Origin of the sequence: Myxococcus qinghaiensis (assembly GCF_024198215.1) — a bacterium.
In the GTDB taxonomy this organism is placed as follows: Bacteria; Myxococcota; Myxococcia; order Myxococcales; family Myxococcaceae; genus Myxococcus; species Myxococcus qinghaiensis.
The window spans coordinates 1-17,410 of record NZ_JAKCFA010000002.1; the positions used below are offsets into that span (position 1 = coordinate 1).

The window sequence follows — 17,410 nt, forward strand, 5'->3', positions numbered from 1 at the left end:
ACAGACGGTATCCGCGTGCGGTGAAAATCAAGATGAGCAGCTACCCACGGAAGCGTCCCCGCCCGGTCCGTCGAGCACGCTCCCGCAGGCCCCTACGTCGCGTCCGTTCCTAAAGTGAACGGCATTGCGGCTAAGGCCAAGGCTGGTGATGAGGGTACGCTGACCGTATTCCTCTTTACCCCAGATGAGCGCCAGCTCAGTGCAAAAGTCACCCTCAAGGTGGAGAAGGCAGAAGAACAGCCGACCACAGGGACCGAGAACAAGGGGAAAGTCCAGGTTCCGGACCCAATTGCTGTCTTTAAGGACCAGTGGCCTGAGTACGGCTGGGGCGAAAACTCGGTTGCCGAAGTCAAAGACGACGGTAAGGATCCCAAGGTATTCGTAAACATGAACAATCGCCACCTCGACAACCTCCTTGAGCGGGGCGGATACCAAGAAATTGGTCTGAAGAGGATGCGCAACAACTTTCTCCTGTATGTGGCCTTCTACGCCTGGGCGAAATACTTTTCAGAACAAAGCCAGCCGCCCCCTTTTCAGGGGAAGGATTTCGACGATTATCAGCAGAAAGAATTGGATCGGCTGGCTCAAACCGTGGTTCACAGCATCAGTGCTTCAAGCCGGATGGGCGAGGAAGACGAGGAATAGGATGGGCGAGAAGAAGCACGCGTTTCACAGCATGTGTAGCTATCTTGGGTGTTTCCCACCAAGGGTTCCGAGACAGGCTTTGCAAGCGCTTACCCGCCGCGGAGACCTTGTCCTGGACCCTTTCTGCGGCAGCGGTACTAGCTTAGTTGAAGCGTTGCTCCTTGAGCGCCCATGCGTCGGAGTTGACCTAAACCCGCTTGCAGTTACCCTGGCACGGGCGAAGACGCAGCCAGTGGAGGCCCGGGATGTTCTTACGCGACTGCGTGAACTTGCCTCTGAATATCCTGGAGGCGCCGATATGGAGTCGGTTCCAGAGGCAGTCCATACATTTTTCCATCCCAGGACCCTAGCCCAGCTCGTCTACGTGAAAGAACAGCTTGGTGATTCGCCGGAGGACCTGTTCTTGCGAGGCGCTCTGTTGGGAATCATGCATGGCAAGTTCCGGAAAGGCGGTGGTACAGCATATCTGTCCATCGATATGCCAAATACCTTCAGTATGTCGGTCGGGTACGTCCAGAAGTTCGTTCGAAAACATGGATTGAAACAACCTCCAGTGGACGTCTTTCACCAGCTTCGCGAACGAGTGGTTTGGCTGTTTCGTGGGGGCCCAATTCCCGAGAGTCCTCGAGCCACCATACTTCAGGGAAACGCGACTAGCCTTCCCGTTCTCCTCGAGACGGCCAGGATTTCCCAGGTTGACGCAGTGGTTACGTCCCCTCCCTATCTCGGGGTACTTCGCTACGGTGCCTTCAATTGGCTCCGTCTCTGGTTCCTAGGATTTGAGCCAATCGCTGTGGATCGCGCCCTTGATGGCACGGATTCGCTGGATCGGTACCTCTCATTCATGACTAGCTTCTTGCTTTCCGCCGGGCAAGTAGTGAAGCCCAGTGGGGCTGTTGCGCTGGTCATTGGCGATGTAGTGGAATATGGCAATCATCTTCCTCTCGCAGAGCGCGTATGGGAGGAGGTTTCGGGCGTTGTCCCTTTCGACCTCGTCCGCATCGACCAAGACAATTTCGATGAGAAATCAAAGACGACCCGGATATGGGGCGAAGAAAAAAAGGGGCGAGCTACTCCGCTCGACCGAGTCCTTATTCTTAGGCGTCGCGCGCAGCGCAAGGTAAGCAGTCGCTTGGGCTCTACTGGTGCCGACTCCCGGAAAGCAAAGGCAGGCTGAGATAGAGCTAGTGACCGCCCCCACTAGCCGGCTCGTGCAGTGAGTTTAGAAAGGGGCAAGACTTGGTCGCTCACGATCTAGTCCCGAATTCACGCCCGGAGCGAGGAGCATTCCATAGTGAGCAGAAAATCTACAGAGACAACCTCGCCCGCAGCTCAAGCAGTTCTAAGGGTTGTTTCTTGGTACTTCGCGCATGTCTATGGTCGCTGGGAAGGCCCAAACACCACTCCGTATTACTGTGACCCTGGGCGCGTAGGCAGCTTCGCCGTAGACGTAAGAAGCCTTGCGGCAGGTAGAGACCCAGCGTTGTTTCGCCTTTTCGTTGCCATGGCGATGTTCCAAGCACGTAGGGATGTCGTCATCATGGAGCAGCAACGAACAATGGCGAGTGCAATCGCGAGGAGTCTCATTTCGTCGAGTAAGCTTCGTGCGCTTATTGGGAGCTCGTCATGTGAGCATATTTCATCTGCAGACGCATTTGACCGCTGGTGCAGTGTCCGGAAAACAGATGATGAGTTTACATGTAATGCACACCCAAATTCACCTTGTCACGTCAAGGAAGCTTCGAAAACGCTAAGGCGGATGGGGGACATGGGTAAATTACCCACATCTGCATGGCTCCATCTCATAAAGCCAGGTGGATTTGCATCAATCAAAGCAGAGGTGCAAAGGGAAGAGGCCAACGCCCAAACGCGCGCCGAGAGGCTGGTGGCGCAACTCAGCGCAGTCTACAGAGTAGGCCGAAAACTCGCCACAATGTTCGTGAGCGCTCTAACAACGCCAGCTCTAGCTCCCGGTCTGACCCCCTGGTTCCCTGACTTTAATGGCTCAGACTTAGTAGTTGTCGACACCAATGTGGCCCGAGCAATCCAGCGCCTCCGTGGACCTCAAAGCGCTAGCAGTTACGAGTCTCATGTTCAGTGGGTGCGCACGCAGGCCACCGCCATCGATCTCAAGAGATTTCGTTCAGACCTCCCGAGTTATTCACCTCGACTTGTTCAGCAAGCCTTGTATGTCTTTGGTTCTAAATCGAACAGACTTGCTCGCGCTGACCCCTGCAGCAGAGCAGCCTGTGCCAACTGTGAGTCTCGCTTATGCCCGTTTCACGAGGAGCGATGACTCTTGGTCGTCTCTCAAGCGATGTCGCAGGAAATGAGAGTCCCCCGCTTCCGTGGCTCTCCCTCACTTCGTGTGGACTGTAGGTTCAGACGATGTATGGTACTCGACAACGCAGTAAGTCTACGTTGGTGTGGCCATACAACTGAAGCTTGAAGTTCGTGATTTGGCCCTCTGCGTGCACATGATCGTCACGGGCGTCCGGCGTCTGGTCTTCCTCGACAAACCTCGCCTCAGCGATACAGAAGCTGAAGCGCATCGACTGAACCCGCTCACGCGACATCGACCTTGACGTTCACCGGGCCGACCTGAAGAGGCAGCTGCGCAAGCTTGCCTCTCGCGCCCTCGACGAGCTGGTCAGAGCAGTGCGGTGGCTGCGCGCGGCCACCCTGCTTGCGAAGCTCGCCGCTTAGTTTCGCCATTGCCTATCCCTCAACTCAACTGAACTCGGCGCTAGTAGTAGTGTCCCATGTAGGGCGGTTCATTCGGCTTACTGATTTTGTTGGCTGAGTCGCAGTGACTAGAGAATATGCATTTCTGTGGGTCGGGCTTCGCTTCTTTATACCGAGAGGGGAGGTTACAACTCGGAGGGCATGCTTGGCAGTGGGTTGCTAAAGAGCCTCGTGGGCAGCAGTTGCGAAAGGTATTCCAGAGCAGGTAGTGGAGTGAGCTGGTTGTTGTGCGTGTGGCACTGGCTATGCGGCCGTTTGCATCCTGTACGGCAAGCCTGAGCGCCGAATCCTCTTCTTCCGACAAAGTAAGTCCGCGTTCGATCTTCGCACGCAGTGAGGTGTCTGAAATTTCTACCGTGCCAATCCTTAGGTGTCCACGTAGTTCATGGTAGTCGACTGGTGATGCAAGACTGATCTGGTCGACGGGATGCCACCCGCACTCCTGGATTGCAATAGAGAGGAAAAATTGAGCCTTCTTGGCTGCTGGATCGCGATAGGCATCCGTTCGCCTGAGTACTGCAAAAAGCCCGTTGTCTCCAGCGAGATGCCTGCCGCAGTCCTCAAAAAGCTGAGTGATGCTATCGAGCCCAATCGTAGAGAGTTGATCGCCCAGGTTGTTGAGTAAATAGGCTCGTTCGTTAATGCGGTTCAGTGTCAGGCCGGAGGTTGAGTCTGAAAACAGCATGGAGAGATCGGCCGGAGTGATTAACTGCCAGCCCGAGGGGGTGTGCCAACGAGCGTCGTCCAATGCCGAAAGGAGGAACTTCTCTTTGAGGTAGTCCCATCCGTATTTTGGTTGATTGTGGATGTGGCCCTCAAGTCTGCGCTCACCCAATGGACTTGTTTGATGGCAGATCGCCACGATGGCAAGGTAGGCGTTTGCGAGCGTTTCGGAGTTTTTCGTCCATTGGAATCGATGTTCGCCCGACTCCTCCTCGCCTGCGATGGCTGTATTGCGTAGCAGGTTGGCTATCTCGTTTATCTTGATTGTGTTGACTGTGATGGCGAGAGAATGCATTGCTATCCTGGTTTGTCTGTGGTGGTGATCGGTGCAGCGGGTATCAGAGCTAAGTCCGGAGGATTACCAGTCTCCTGTTCTGGGAAATAGAAGTTCCATACTTTGTGGTAGTCGTAGATTGTGCGAAGGATGACGATAAGGGTGAGTATTACGTCTCGTGCGGCTGTTGCCTTCCAGAATAGAGGGTCGATCACATTGGACCATGTAAGCATTGCGATGAGGAATGCAGCCAAAATGTTAATTGTTGCCCATGAGCGGTAGTCCAGCATCTTGTCGGCTGCAGACTTGGCCGTCAGGTTTGTTACCCCGATCCAAATGGCGTCGAAGATCAATAGTGCCGCAAGAGTCGTAAAGAAGGGCTCTGGACGATTGATGAGAAGGGCAAGTCCAAAGAAGGCGAGGCCTTCAATGAAAAGAAAAAGAAAGTCGATCATAAGGGCGGCATCCTTGGCGGTTCGCTCGCCCGTCACATATGTTGCATCCAGATATCGGTTTGCGCCGTGGTAGAACGGTACGACTGTAGAGATGAGACACAAGAACATGAGGACCTGCTGGGTCTCTGGTCTTGCTACCATCCCGGAGGGGTCTGTAATGACTCGGCGAAGACTCTCTGTTACGGCGAGGCTGATGGCGACGGTGTACAACCGCTGAAGATTATCGACCGACCGCTTCCTGGCTTCTTGCCTGTTACCTGCCATGGACCCTCTTTCAGTCACTGGCGCTACTAGCTGCCGCTTTTAGGGACGATAGGACGATACGCCCGCAGCGGTAGTTATAGCTATGGAGGGTCGTGTCCCTATACCGGTCGCGGCAGGATCGGTCCTTCGCCTGTGAAGGCTGGAGTAGCCCTCTCGGGACTGCTGACCCCGACGGGAACGAGCTCGAAGCTGTCCACCAGCTCGGATGATTGTCTGACGACTTGCGTCATCCGGACAGCCTGTCACCGCAAGGCAGACAGCGAGAGGAAACAAGTCCGCGCCCTGGGTCGACAACTCCGGTGGCAGTGCATTCATTCGCCACTGAGAGCGAGCTGGCCATGTCCACCCGCATCGACCGAAACCCTCGCACGAACGTGGGGGCGACCCAGAAGCAGGAGCCTGCGTCCACCGCGGCCAAGAGCACTTCCGGGAACAGCGTCGCGGAGCGGTCGCTCCTGAAAGGCGCCGCCGTGGATGCCTTTCTGGGGGCCCCACTGACCCAGCGTGCACTGGCCAGCCTCGGCAATCCAACTGCAGCCGCGAACCAGGTCGCCGCGACACCCGCCCCAGTCCTGAGCCGCGAGGAAGAAGCCGCGGCGAGGAAGGCCCTCGAAAACGCAACGAACCGCGAGGACCCGTCCTACATCACCGAGTGGCTGAAGGCCCATCCAGACCCCGCGCAGCAAGCGGCCTTCATGGACATGCTCTTCGAATACGGCGCTCCGGCCGGCAACCTCCTCGACAAGGCGGGGAAGCTGCGCCCTGAAGACCAGAAGCTCCTCTCCAAGGCCGTGGACGCCGCCTACCGCTCGGGCGCGCTCACCCTCGACGAATTGACGGAGGCGGTCGGCTCCCCTGGCAACGGGTCCTGGCCTGGAGAGACCCACGAGACCCTGGCCAACATCATCGCCGGAACGGGAAACCCCGAGCTCATCAACGCCTACGTGGAGCGCGAACTGGAGATCATGACGGCCGGCAACGCCGAGGACCCGGCGCGCGCCGTCGCCATCGCCACGGCCCTCGCGGGGCTTCCCCCGGCCGAGCTCCAGAAGTCCCTGGAACGCCACCCGGACATCGTTCCGCTCTTGCTCAAGAACCTCGACGACCCCATCGTCATGGGCGGTGGCTCCGCGCTCGGCAAGCTCCTGGACGCGGCCAGCGCCATCCAGCCTCCCACCGAGCAGTCCCTCCAGGTATTCATGGAGAGCATCAGCTACCTGGGACAGAACTCCGACTCCCGCGCCGCGGCGGCCCGCTTCTTCCAACGCAACGCGGACGCGATCCTCTCCGCGGTGGATGACGCCTCCGGCTCCATCGGCAGCCAGGGCGCCGGAAAGCTCTCCGAGTTCTTCACCCGCACGCTCTTCACGGAGCCTGGCTTCGAAGGCCAGGAGGCGTTCCACGCGTTCGTCACGGGCAAGCTGAGCGAGATGCAGAAGACGCTGGAGACACAGGCCCAGGCCAACCCTCCGTCACAGGAGACACAGCGCCTGGCCCGGGCCATGGGCAGCCTCGTCGGCGCAATCGAGGGCGGCTTCCTGCTCGCCGTCGAGGAACTCGACAAGCGCAACGAGGCCGTCGAGGGCCTCGTGGGCCTGCTCTTCAAGCTCAAGGAGCTGCTCCCCAGCTCGAAACTCCCCGGAGCCGGGAAGCTCCAGGACCTCACCATCGACCAGATCGAGAAGTGGGTCGTGGATGCACTGAAGGAGCACCCCGACGACCCGAAGGACGCCATTCCCTTCCACCGCCTCTTCGGCGAGCAGATCTCCAATCCGCTCCTGCGCAGCATCTACGACGCCGCCCGGTTGACGTCCCTGGAGAACCGAGAACTCGGATTGAACGATTGATCCCGCGGCCAGGGGGCGGGATGGCGTGTCGTCCCACTGTTCGCCGGCTCGGTGCCCGGCCCTGGAGGGCAGGTGGGTGCTGACTGGTGAACAATTCGGAATCCTCGAACGGTTTTTCAGGCTGCAAGTCGCCCCGGTCACCCTCAGGTTGCGCGTAGCGCTCTCGTGCGCACATCTTCTGGCCCGGGCCCTCCACGCCTGTGCTCCCACGTTCCCCGGAATTCCTGAATGGCCAGTCCGCCGCAGAACTTCGACACCGGCATCCCGAGTCTCAACGTGCTCCTGGCAGGCGGGCTGCCTGCTCGCCAGTCCATCATCGTCACCGGCACGCCTGGCAGCGGCAAGACGGTGTTGTGCAGCCAGGTCGCCTTCGCGGCCGCGGCGCGCGGCATTCCCGTCGTGGTCGCCACCGTCACCTCGGAGCCCCATGACAAGCTGATGGACGCGCTGTCGGGCTTCTCCTTCCACCGGCCCGAGCTCTTGGGCGACATGATGTTCCTCATCAGCGCCTACTCGGCGCTGAAGCGGGGCGCCAAGGAGGCCAGGGACCTGCTCCTCCAGACGGTGCGCGAGCGCGGCGCGCGGCTGCTCTTCATCGACGGCCTGCGCTCCATTCGCGACCTCTGGCAGGACGAGGCCCGGTTGCGCGAGTTCCTCTATGAGCTGGGCATCGGCCTGGCGGCGCTCAACTGCATTGGCTTGTTCACCACGGAGTATCCGCTTCCTCGCTTGATGGAGCTGCCGGAAGCCACCACCATGGATGGCATCGTGGGGCTGTCCATCCAGGCCCAGGGCTCGCGGCGCCTGCGCCGCGTGGAGGTGATGAAGCTGCGCGGCCGTCCGCACCTGCTGGGCGAGCACGTCATGCGCATCACCACGGATGGCGTGGACTTCCTGCCTCGCCTGGAGGCGACGCTGCCAGACGTGGAGGACGCCCCTCTCGAAAACGAGCGCATGGGCTTCGGGCTCCCGGAGCTGGACGCCATGATGTACGGCGGCTTTCCTTCCAACAGCACCACGTTGATCGCCGGCAGCATGGGCATTGGCAAGACGCTGATGGCGTCGTACTTCGCGCTCGACGGCGCGCGTCGCGGGGAGAGATCCCTCATCGTCTCCTTCTTCGACTCGCCCCAGCGGGTGATCGCCCGCGCCAGGCGGGTGGGGCTGGACATGCAGCCCGCATTCGAGTCCGGAATGCTGGAAGTCATCCAGGAGCTGCCCGCTGAAGCCGAGGCAGACATCCTCGTCCGGCGCATCCTGCAACATATCGAGGAGCGCGGAGTGAAGCGGGTGGTGCTGGATGGGCTGGCGGAGCTGGAGCTGTCCATCATGGAGAGCGGGCGACGCCGCGTGTTCCTGGCGGCACTGGCGCTGCGCCTGCGACAACTGGGCGTGACGTCGGTGTTCACCCGCGAGGTCTCCAAGGTGGTGGGCGCCGAGCTGGATTTCAACGATGCGCCCGTGGCCATCCTGGCGGAGAACGTGCTGCTCCTGCGCTTCGTGGAGCTGCACGGCCGTCTGCACCGCATCTTGTCCATCCTCAAGATGCGGGACAGCAAGTACGACAACACCCTGCGCGAGTTCGAGGTGGCCGACACGGGCCTGAGGGTGCTCGCCCCCGTGCGTTCCTCTCAGGGGTTGCTCACGGGCCAGGCCCGTCCGGTGGGGTCGACCATCGGAGGGAGCGAGTCATGAGCCTGGTCCTCATCGCCGAGGACGAGGAGGCGCTCCTGGAAGTGTTCTCCGAGGTGCTGGAAGACCTGGGCCACCGCGTCGTGCGAGCGACCAATGGCGAGGAGGCCCTGATGCTCGCGCGCACGGAGCCTCCGGACCTGGTCATCAGCGACCACATGATGCCCCGACGCACGGGGATGCAGCTGTTCTATGCGATGCGCGCGGATCCCGCCCTGGCGGACGTGCCGTTCGTGCTGCTCAGCGCCGCGCGCCCACCGGGGCGCGAAGAGGCGGAGACATTCCTGGCCAAGCCGGTGGACCTGGCCACCTTCGAGAGGACCGTCAGCACCGCGCTGTCCCGTCACGAGCGGGCCATGGCGACCATCCCTCCGCCTCCCCGTGATTCCGCCGCAGTGGGAGTCGCGCGCGAGGAGATGCTCAACTGGGTCGCGCACGAGCTGAAGACGCCGCTGAGCTCCGCCACGCTCAACGTCCAGCTCCTGCTGCGCAAGCTCATCAAGCGCGGAGCCGCCGACGACGAGCAGCGCTCCGTGGAGTCCGTGATGCGGCAGCTCCATCAGATGAACGGATTGGTGACGTCCATCCTGGACGCCTCGCAACTGGTGGACGGGAGGCTGGAGCTCCAGCGCGTGCGCGCGCCGCTGGTTCCCTTTCTCGAGGAGGTCGTCCAGGACTGGACCGAGGCCCAGCCGGAGGTGAGCTTCCGCCTGGATGCGCAGGAGCCCCCGGAGCGGCTGTCTTTCGACGCGGAGCGGACGCGGCAGATCCTCAACAACCTGCTGTCGAATGCGGTGAAGTATCGCGGCGACTCTCGCGAGGTGGACATCCGCACGTCGTTGGACCCCGGCGCGGTCCTCATCCACGTGAGAGACCACGGCGTGGGAATCTCCGCCGTCGCGTTGCCCCACGTCTTCGACCGCTTCCGAAGGGCGGACAACCAACAGGGACGAGGCCATGGACTGGGCCTGTTCATCGCCTCGTCGCTCGCGCGGCTGCATGGCGGCTCGCTGTCCGCCCGCTCCTCGATGGGGGAGGGCTCCACCTTCACCCTCCGCCTGCCCCTGCGCTCTTGAAGGGGGCCAGGACGCGCGCCCGAGCCCCCTCCTGGGGACTACTGCTGACGGCCTTCGATGGCGCACATCAGGACCGCCGCGGCGATGCCGAGCCGCCGGTCCAGCGCGTGCCGGTCGTCCATCGAGAAGTCCAGGTCGATCTTCTGGATGAACGGGTTGAACCGCTGGTGGAAGGCGAGGACCTGCGTGGTGCCCATGGTGCCGGAGAAGGACTGGGGCACCAGGTTGGTGAGCAGGCGGCGCACCAGCGCCAGCATCATGCTGTCCTCTTCAATCTTCCCCACCTCCTGGTCGTTCGTGTCCAGGACGAGCCACTGGTCTCGGAGGAGGGAGCGCAGGCCCTTGCGGCGCAGCGCGCCCACGCGCTCACCTGAGATGGCGTCCGTCACGTCGTACGTCATCCCGAAGTCGAGGATGCCTCGGGCCTTGATGGTGAGCAGCTCCTCGCGCATGTCCTCATCGCCGTAGATGCGCAGGTCCTCCTTCAGCTTGAAGGCCTTCATCTTGGAGTAGAACGCGAGGTTGCCCGCCTCGTCGTAGACGTGGAAGGCGCCGCCGAACAGCTTGAAGAACTTCCGGCGAATCATGTAGCGCGTCTGGCCGAAACGGCCGGGGGCCAGCGTGCTGGGGGAACGGGTTTGGAGTGCGGAGGACATGGGGCCCCCATAGCAAACTCCGGGGCCGAGGGCCCAAGCCCACCGGGGCAGGGTGCGCGGACGCAACTCCCGGGCCCCTTTCTGAGAGAATGGAAGACCCGCCGGCTGGAGGCCTGCTCTTGATCCCCTCGATTACTCGCCGCGTCGCCCCCACCACGGCCCAGACGGACGCCACGAAGGCGCCGACGGCCGAAGTTCCCGCGACGCCTCCAGCCGCCCCCACGCCCTTCTTCAAGGACGGCCTGGACGCCGCCAGGCCCAGCCCCGTCAATCTCACGGGCATCAGCACCCAGCCCCCAGTCGCGGATTCCGCGCGAGTGGCGACTGCCGCGGCTTCCACGAGCGGCTCGGCGCCCGTCGGTCCGGAGCTGCTGCACCTGGACGCGGGCTGGACGCCCCAGGGCCAGGGGTACGACGCGAAGCGCGGTGAAGTCCTCACGACGTACTACTCCGACGACCACGACGTGTTGCTGTCCGTGCAGGACAAGAACTCGGGCAGTGAGTCGCTCCAGGTCCAGCTCGGCGGGACGGACCCCAAGCACCCCGAGGAGGGCAAGCCCACGCACGGCGGTGGTGTCTCCACGGACGGCGACTTCGTCTACGTCTCCGACACCCGGGGCATCTACGTCTACACGCGCGAGGAGCTGGAGCGGGCGGCGAAGACGGGGACGGTGGCCCAGGCCTCCCAGGTGATGGAAGTCCCCTTCCCCGAGGGCGTGAAGGACCCCGCCACCGGCATGGACCTGGTCTCCGCTGGCAGCTTCATGACGGTGAAGGACGGCTACGCGTACATCGGCGGGTACAGCAAGGATGGCGATGGCAAGGCGGGCGCTGTCTGGCGTTACAAGATCGACGAGAAGACCGGCGAGCTCATCAAGGACTCGCGGCAGGGCCCCATCCGCGCGCCGGACCGCGCGCAGGGCATGACGGTGGTCGACGGCGCGATCATCTTCACCACGGGCGACCAGAAGCTCATCTACCAGCCGTTCGAGGCCAGTGAGGACTCCTTCACGGCCAACATCGACAAGCGGGTGGACATCGGCAACGGGTTGATCGACCCGTATGCCCAGGGCGTGAACATCATCGATGGCGAGCTGTGGGTGACGTACGAGAGCGGCTCGCACAAGTACCGCGACGGCCTCAATTCCAAGTACGAGCCTCGCGAGCACATCCAGCGCATCCCGCTGGAAGACCTGGACCTCGGCGCGGCCTGCGTCACGCCGGAGCAGCTCGACAGCTGAGCCAGACGTCCTCCTGGGTGCCTCACCTCAAACAGAGGGTGGGGCGCTCACCAGGGCCTCCGTGGAACGTGTCTCCGTCCGCGCCAGGCTCAACGCCCAGGTGCTCGCGGCGGCCCACACCCCGATCGCCGCGAGCGAGCGCAGGGTGGCCACCGCGATGGCCACCGGGCGTCCCACCGGACCGAGGAGGTACGGGTGGAGCAGCAGGAGGAAGAGGGCGAGCCCCAGGAGGACTCGAGTCAGGCGCGGAGTTCCCGGCGCCAGGAGCGTGCGCCGCAGCAGCAGGAGCAGCACGGGGAGGATGAACACCAGGTGGTGTCCCCAGGACAGCGGTGAGATGGCGAAGGACGCGGCCAGCATGAGGCAGATCTCCGCGTCCGCGCGCTCAGGTGACTGGGGCAGGCGACTGGAGCGCCACAGCACCACGGCCGTCCACGCCAGCACCAGGCCGCACAGCACCGCGGGCACCGTGGACGCGAGCCACGGCGGCGCGTCAAAGAGCGGGCTCCGGCCGCTCGGGGCGAGGAAACGCGCCGTCATCCCCGGGATGCTCAGGTTCCGCGTCACGTCGATGGGCGGCACTCCTGGCGGAAGCTGGACGATGGAGCTGGCGCGCACCACGTGCTGAAGCCAGTCACTCCAGACACTCGAAGGCAACACCGCCGCGGAGAGCCCCACGCCTGCCACGAGCGAGCCGGCGAACATCCCCAGCAATGACAGACGTCGGCGCAGCAGCACGGGCAATAGCAGGACACCCAGGTGCAGCTTCAGGAAGACGGCCAGGGCGGCGGCGAAGCCACCCGTCACCGGGGCTCGCTCGGTCCGGTGGCTGTGCCAGACGCAGAGCAGCAGCAGCGTCAGCACCAGATTGACCTGTCCGAGCCCGATGGACTCGTACACGGGAACGAAGAGCAGGGTGTAGAGGCCACTGGCCCAGGCGACCCGGCGCGAGCGGCCCAGGTCGAGCGTGCGCACGAGGAACAGCATCATCGCCGCGAACGCCAGCAGGCTCAGTCCCATCATCGCCCGGGAGGCCGTGGGCGGCTCCATCCACTGCACCGCGCCGAACAGCATCAGCGCGGCCGGCGTGTAGATGAAGGGAGGCACCGGCTCCTTCAAGTCGGGCAGCCAGCGCTCCTTCGCGAGCCGGGGCGCCTCGGTGCCGTAGGGCGAGACGTCGTCACTCCAGGCCGTCCGGGCCGCCGCCCAGTACGACGTGAAGTCGATATCCAGCGCATCCTTCGGAAAGACGAACGCTCGCACGGTGAAGGCGAGCCCGACGAAGGCGACGAACGACAGCACCAGGACCCAGGTCGGGAGGAACGGCTGCGCGGCGCTCGAACCAGTCACGGCCTTCTGAATGGCAGACATGTGGGGTCCCCCCGTCGTTGTCACCCGACTTCGACTGCTTCCCTCCGGGTCAGGGAGTCTTGCGCATCCGGTTCTTTTGAGGGCTGCCCGTCGCCATGGCCTTGCTCACCCGCGAATAGGCAGACACGTAGGGCTGGAGAACGGCGCGAGGCCAGCGTCCCGGAATCCACAGGTAGCTGTAGAGCGGATGTCGTCGCGCGCCCCGGCGGCGCTTCGTCTCGTACGCGCTGGGTCCGAGCCAGAGCTTCCGGGCGCCCAGCTCGTAGGCCCGACGCAGCGGCTCGTAGAAGCCCAGGTTGAAGTACAGCGGCGTCTCGGAGGCACCGGCCTCGGCGCGACCGACGCGGTAGAACCACACCTCGTCGTGCTTCTGCAGCAGCAGGGAGAACCCGATGGGCTCGCCGCCCTGGTAGCCCACCACGACCTCGGCCTCGGGAGTGACGTGCTGCTCCAGCGCGGACCAGAACGCGGGCGGGTGGCGGAGGTGCTCGCTGCCGTACTTCGAGTACGTCACCTCGTAGAACCGCTCCAGCAGCTCGCTCAGCTCGCCCATTCGCGAGACGCGCTCGAAGCTCACACCCGCGTCCCGGACGTTCGCCATCTCCTTCTTGATGAACCTCCGGGCGTCGCTCTTGAACTGGCCCAGGTACGCGTCGAGGTTCTCACCCGGCGGCACGTCGATGACGTTGTCGTCGTAGATGAAGACCTCTTGGAACGACGCCGTGGTGAGCGCCTCTCGCAGCGCTGCATCGTCGCCATCCACTCCGTAGAAGTAGACGGGGAGCCGCTCGCTCGTGGCCAGCTCACGCAGGCCCTGGAGGATGAGCTCCCGAGCCTGGCGCGCCAGGTCCGGTGACTGGGGTGAGCAGATGATGCCGCTGCGCATGCTGAGCGGGCTGGTGACGAAGACACCTCCGTCAATGCCAGCCCCCGTGAGCCGCGCCATCGAGTGGTAGAGGTCCGCCACCGAGACAGCCACCCGACTCAGACCCCCCGCGTTGGCGAAGCCCTTCTTCCAACTGCTGAAGAAGAAGCTCTCCAGGGCGTAGGGGGTGTAGATGTTCTTGCTGCGGGTGATGAAACACGGCGCCAGCGCGACGGGGACGTCGCCCTGGCTGACAATGGCATACCGAAGCGACAGCTCCCCCCGGACCATGAAGGGGAGGTCGACCGCGTCCAGCATCCGGAGCCAGCGCCGGCCGAAGAACACACTCGACTCGGACGTGAGGACATCCAGCGCCTCATCGCTCAGGTGGCTGACGGAGGCGTGGAACTTCAGGGTGAGCGTCATGGCCGGAGGGCTTCGGATGCCAGGGGTCCGCTCAGCCGTTGAGAAGCTGGACGGGCGGGTTGCGCTTCGGGGAGGCGATGTAGCGCGCGAGGTTGGGGCGCTGGCTCATCCGCTCGAAGAACGCGCGCAGGCGCGGGTAGTTGTTCTCCAGCACCTCCATGAGCCCGTTGTCGACGAGCAGCTCCAGGAAGCCGAAGACGCTGGTGTCCGCCACGCTCACCGCGGTGCCGACGAAGAAGCCGTCGCCGCTGCCGTTGTTCGTGAGCACCCGCTCGAAGTGGCCCAGCCACTGGGGCAGCTCCTCGCCCAGGATGATGGGGAGCTGCTCGCCCAGTTGGTCCGGGCTGAGTGACGTCAGGCTGCGCGCGCGCGCGGTGACCTCCTCGACGCCTTCGATGATCATGTCGCACGCGGCGCTCTCACGCGGATTGGCGCCGTAGAGGCCCCGGGTGCGCGCGACGTGGCGCAGGATGGCCAGGCTCTGGACGACGCGGAACCCGTCCGGCTCCTCCCACAAGGGCACCTTGTCGAAGGCCAGCTTTCCGGCGCGCTTCAGCTCCTCGAACGGAGGCGTCTTCTCCTTCGCCTTCACGTCGAACTTGCCCAGGTCGATGTCCTCGTACTCCGTTGCGGACTCGGCCAGCGCCAGGCGGATCTTCTCCGCGACACCTCGGCCCGTGAAATACGAAAGACGCGGCAATGATGATTGATCGCTCATACAGGGAACGCCGTTGAGAGGGACGGGCTGTATACTAGAGTAGGCGGACAATCCGGAAGGGGCAGACTTCCTTGACCGCTGTACCCGAGCCTCTGGAATTCACGATGTCCGCTTCACCCTCGCTTGTCCCGCTTGCTCCTGGCATGGCGCTGTGGCCCTGGGCCGCGCTGCGCGGCGCCGGATTCCCCGCGGAGGATGTGCTCCGGCTCGCGGCTCCCACGGCCGCTGCAGCCGCCGAGGCCTGGCTCGCGACGGGGGTTGATACACCCGGTGACGCGCTGCGTGCCGCATTCGATACGGACATGCTGAGCATCAGCGCCGCGCTGCGCTCACTGGCGGGTGAAACACGACTGCGCGAGGCCCTCCTCTGGCAGAACCGCCATGCCTACAAGACGGGGGTCGAGCCGCTCGCGGCGCTCCCCGCCACGGCGCGTAACAGCAAGGCCCGGCAGCGTGAGCGCCTGGTGGCCTCCTACGTCCAGCGATACAGCACGAAGAACGACACCATCGGCTTCTTTGGCCCGGTGGGTTGGGCGCGGCTCACTCAGTCGAGCGACGCCTTGAGTCTTCTCCCTGGAGAGAACCTCGTCTCGCGGCGCGCGGTCTACTTCGAGGCATGGTGCATGGACACGCTCGGCGCCGCGCTCGCCCAGGACGCGTCCCTGCGCCGCTGGGCACAGCCCCGACTGTTGCCGTACTTCCGCCTGGAGGGGCACGTGCTGCACGGCCCCATGCCCGAGCCCGTGGAGTTGTTGCCGTCGCAGGCGGCGGTGCTCGCGCGGTGTGATGGTTCGGTCAGCGCCGTGGCCATCGCGGAGGAACTCACGCGGGGTGATGCGCCCTCCTTCGCGAACGTGGACGACGTCTACGCCGCGCTGGACCAGGCGAGCGGCATGGGTGTCCTCGCCTGGGGCTGGGACGTGCCGTTGCTGGTGCGACCCGAGGCGGTGCTGCGCGGCGCCCTGATGGCGATTCCCGATGCGGACGCCCGGGCTCGCGCGCTGGCCCCGCTGGAGCGGCTGGAGCGCGCGCGTGCCGGAGTCGAGGCCGCGGCGGGTTCTCCCGAGGCGCTGGATGTGGCGCTCGCGGAGTTGGAGGGCGTGTTCAAGGAAGTGACGGGAGCTCTTCCGACACGTGCGGCGGGCAAGACGTACGCCTCGCGGACGCTCATCTACGAGGACTGCGTGCGGGACGGTGCACTGGAGCTGGGCGCTCCGCTGCTCGCGCGACTTGGGCCTGTGCTGGAGCTTTTGCTGACAGGGGCTCGCTGGCTGGTGGGCGAGGTGACCCGGCGCACCGGCGTGGGGCTGGAGGCGCTGTTCGACAAGCTGTCCCATGGGGGCGCGCCCGTGGAGCTCACCACGCTCCAGCTCGCCTTCGTCCAGGGCATCCAGGACCCGGCGTCCTCTGGGGCACTGATGCCCATCAACGAGATTGTCGCGGAGCACCGTCGGCGATGGCGTGAGCTCTTCGCGCTCGAACCGGGCGTGCGCAGGCAGACGCGCACCGTCGAGTCGCTGCAGCCTCTCGTGAGTGAGGCCTTCGTCACGCGCGGGGCAGGGTGGAAGCCCCGCTGGCACGCGTCACCGGACGTGATGATTGACGCGGCGAGCGCCGAGGCCGTCCGTGCCGGTGACTACCAGCTCGTGCTGGGCGAGCTGCACCTGTGCAACAGCCTCTCGTCGCTGTTCGTGGAGCAGCATCCCGCGCCCTCGGAGCTGTTCGCGCTCGCGGAGCGCTGTGCCTCCGAGGCGGACATCGTCCCGGTGTTCCCCAAGTCCGAGTGGAGCCAGCGGACGCTGCCGTGCCTCTTTCCTCGCGGCAGCCTCCACTACCTCTCCGGGCAGGAGCCGTCGCCGAATCCGGACGCGCGGGCGCTGCGCGTGGGTGACCTGATGGTGGAGCGGCGTGACGGCGCGCTGGAGGTCGTCGACCGTGTGAGCGGTCGTCGCTTCGGGCTGATGGACTTCCTGGCCGTCTACCTGGAGCACCGCTGCGCGAGCGCCTTCGACCTGGCGCTGGGCGAGGACTACTCGCCGCGACTGACGGTGGACGGAGTCATCGTCGCTCGCGAGCGGTGGAGCGTGCCTGCGGCCAGCCTGGGCTTCGCCGGTGTCACGGAGGCGCTGGATCAGTGGCTGGGGGCGCGGCGCTGGCAGCGCGGACTCGGCATCCCGCGCTTCGCGTTCTTCAAGGTGGAGACGGAGCGCAAGCCCTGCTTCGTGGACTTCGACAGTCCGCTCCTGGTCGAGATGATGGCGAAGCTCGTGCGGCGGGCGGTGGAAGAAGCTCCGTCTTCACGGGTCAGCTTCTCGGAGATGGTGCCGGACCCGGACCACCTCTGGCTCACGGACGCGGCGCAGCACAGGTACACGAGCGAGCTTCGCGTGGTCTGCGAGCTGTCTTGAGCCA

13 protein-coding genes are annotated in these 17,410 nt (G+C 64.0%); 7 read left to right on the forward strand and 6 right to left on the reverse strand.

Annotated elements, in window-relative coordinates; all coding sequences use genetic code 11:
- Positions 1 to 114 precede the first annotated feature (114 nt).
- Complete coding sequence (locus tag LZ199_RS02740) at positions 115 to 645, forward strand: hypothetical protein (RefSeq protein ID WP_253992066.1); 531 nt, start codon at positions 115 to 117, stop codon at positions 643 to 645.
- Between the two features lies 1 nt (position 646).
- Complete coding sequence (locus LZ199_RS02745; RefSeq protein ID WP_253992067.1) at positions 647 to 1,822, forward strand: DNA methyltransferase; 1,176 nt, start codon at positions 647 to 649, stop codon at positions 1,820 to 1,822.
- Positions 1,823 to 3,391: 1,569 nt separating this feature from the next.
- Here the strand turns inward: LZ199_RS02745 and LZ199_RS02750 are convergent.
- Positions 3,392 to 4,408, reverse strand: a complete 1,017-nt coding sequence (locus LZ199_RS02750; protein WP_253992068.1) for a hypothetical protein — start codon at positions 4,406 to 4,408, stop codon at positions 3,392 to 3,394.
- Between the two features lie 2 nt (positions 4,409 to 4,410).
- On the reverse strand, positions 4,411 to 5,106 hold the full coding sequence (locus LZ199_RS02755; RefSeq protein WP_253992069.1) for a hypothetical protein: 696 nt from the start codon (positions 5,104 to 5,106) through the stop codon (positions 4,411 to 4,413).
- A 338-nt stretch (positions 5,107 to 5,444) separates the two neighbouring features.
- Between LZ199_RS02755 and LZ199_RS02760 the strand changes: the two genes are divergently transcribed.
- The 3 genes from LZ199_RS02760 to LZ199_RS02770 all read left to right on the forward strand — a co-directional run bounded on the left by LZ199_RS02760 (position 5,445) and on the right by LZ199_RS02770 (position 9,721).
- A complete protein-coding gene (locus LZ199_RS02760) occupies positions 5,445 to 6,953 on the forward strand; it encodes a hypothetical protein (RefSeq protein ID WP_253992070.1) in 1,509 nt (502 codons plus the stop codon).
- 228 nt (positions 6,954 to 7,181) lie between these two features.
- Positions 7,182 to 8,648, forward strand: coding sequence for an ATPase domain-containing protein (locus LZ199_RS02765; RefSeq protein ID WP_253992071.1), 1,467 nt, complete (start codon positions 7,182 to 7,184; stop codon positions 8,646 to 8,648).
- Positions 8,645 to 9,721 carry an ATP-binding response regulator gene (locus LZ199_RS02770; RefSeq protein ID WP_253992072.1) on the forward strand — a complete coding sequence of 359 codons (1,077 nt, stop codon included), beginning with the start codon at positions 8,645 to 8,647 and terminating at the stop codon, positions 9,719 to 9,721. Before LZ199_RS02765 ends, LZ199_RS02770 begins: the two co-directional genes overlap by 4 nt.
- A gap of 38 nt (positions 9,722 to 9,759) precedes the next feature.
- On the opposite strand, the gene LZ199_RS02775 is transcribed toward LZ199_RS02770, so the two are convergent.
- A complete protein-coding gene (locus tag LZ199_RS02775) occupies positions 9,760 to 10,377 on the reverse strand; it encodes an LURP-one-related/scramblase family protein (RefSeq protein ID WP_253992073.1) in 618 nt (205 codons plus the stop codon).
- Positions 10,378 to 10,496: 119 nt separating this feature from the next.
- Here LZ199_RS02775 and LZ199_RS02780 point away from each other — a divergent pair, with 119 nt between their 5' ends.
- A complete protein-coding gene (locus LZ199_RS02780; RefSeq protein WP_253992074.1) occupies positions 10,497 to 11,618 on the forward strand; it encodes a hypothetical protein in 1,122 nt (373 codons plus the stop codon).
- Positions 11,619 to 11,645: 27 nt separating this feature from the next.
- Here the strand turns inward: LZ199_RS02780 and LZ199_RS02785 are convergent, their stop codons facing one another.
- From LZ199_RS02785 to LZ199_RS02795, 3 genes are read right to left on the reverse strand one after another with little or no spacing between them, the layout of a single operon-like run.
- Complete coding sequence (locus LZ199_RS02785; RefSeq protein ID WP_253992075.1) at positions 11,646 to 12,989, reverse strand: glycosyltransferase family 87 protein; 1,344 nt, start codon at positions 12,987 to 12,989, stop codon at positions 11,646 to 11,648.
- 49 nt (positions 12,990 to 13,038) lie between these two features.
- Positions 13,039 to 14,280: a GNAT family N-acetyltransferase gene (locus LZ199_RS02790; protein WP_253992076.1), complete on the reverse strand. Its 1,242-nt coding sequence runs from the start codon at positions 14,278 to 14,280 to the stop codon at positions 13,039 to 13,041.
- Positions 14,281 to 14,311: 31 nt separating this feature from the next.
- Complete coding sequence (locus LZ199_RS02795; RefSeq protein ID WP_253992077.1) at positions 14,312 to 14,998, reverse strand: glutathione S-transferase; 687 nt, start codon at positions 14,996 to 14,998, stop codon at positions 14,312 to 14,314.
- A gap of 104 nt (positions 14,999 to 15,102) precedes the next feature.
- Here LZ199_RS02795 and LZ199_RS02800 point away from each other — a divergent pair, with 104 nt between their 5' ends.
- Entirely contained in the window at positions 15,103 to 17,406 is a 2,304-nt protein-coding gene (locus LZ199_RS02800; RefSeq protein WP_253992078.1) for a lantibiotic dehydratase, read from the forward strand.
- Positions 17,407 to 17,410 lie beyond the last annotated feature (4 nt).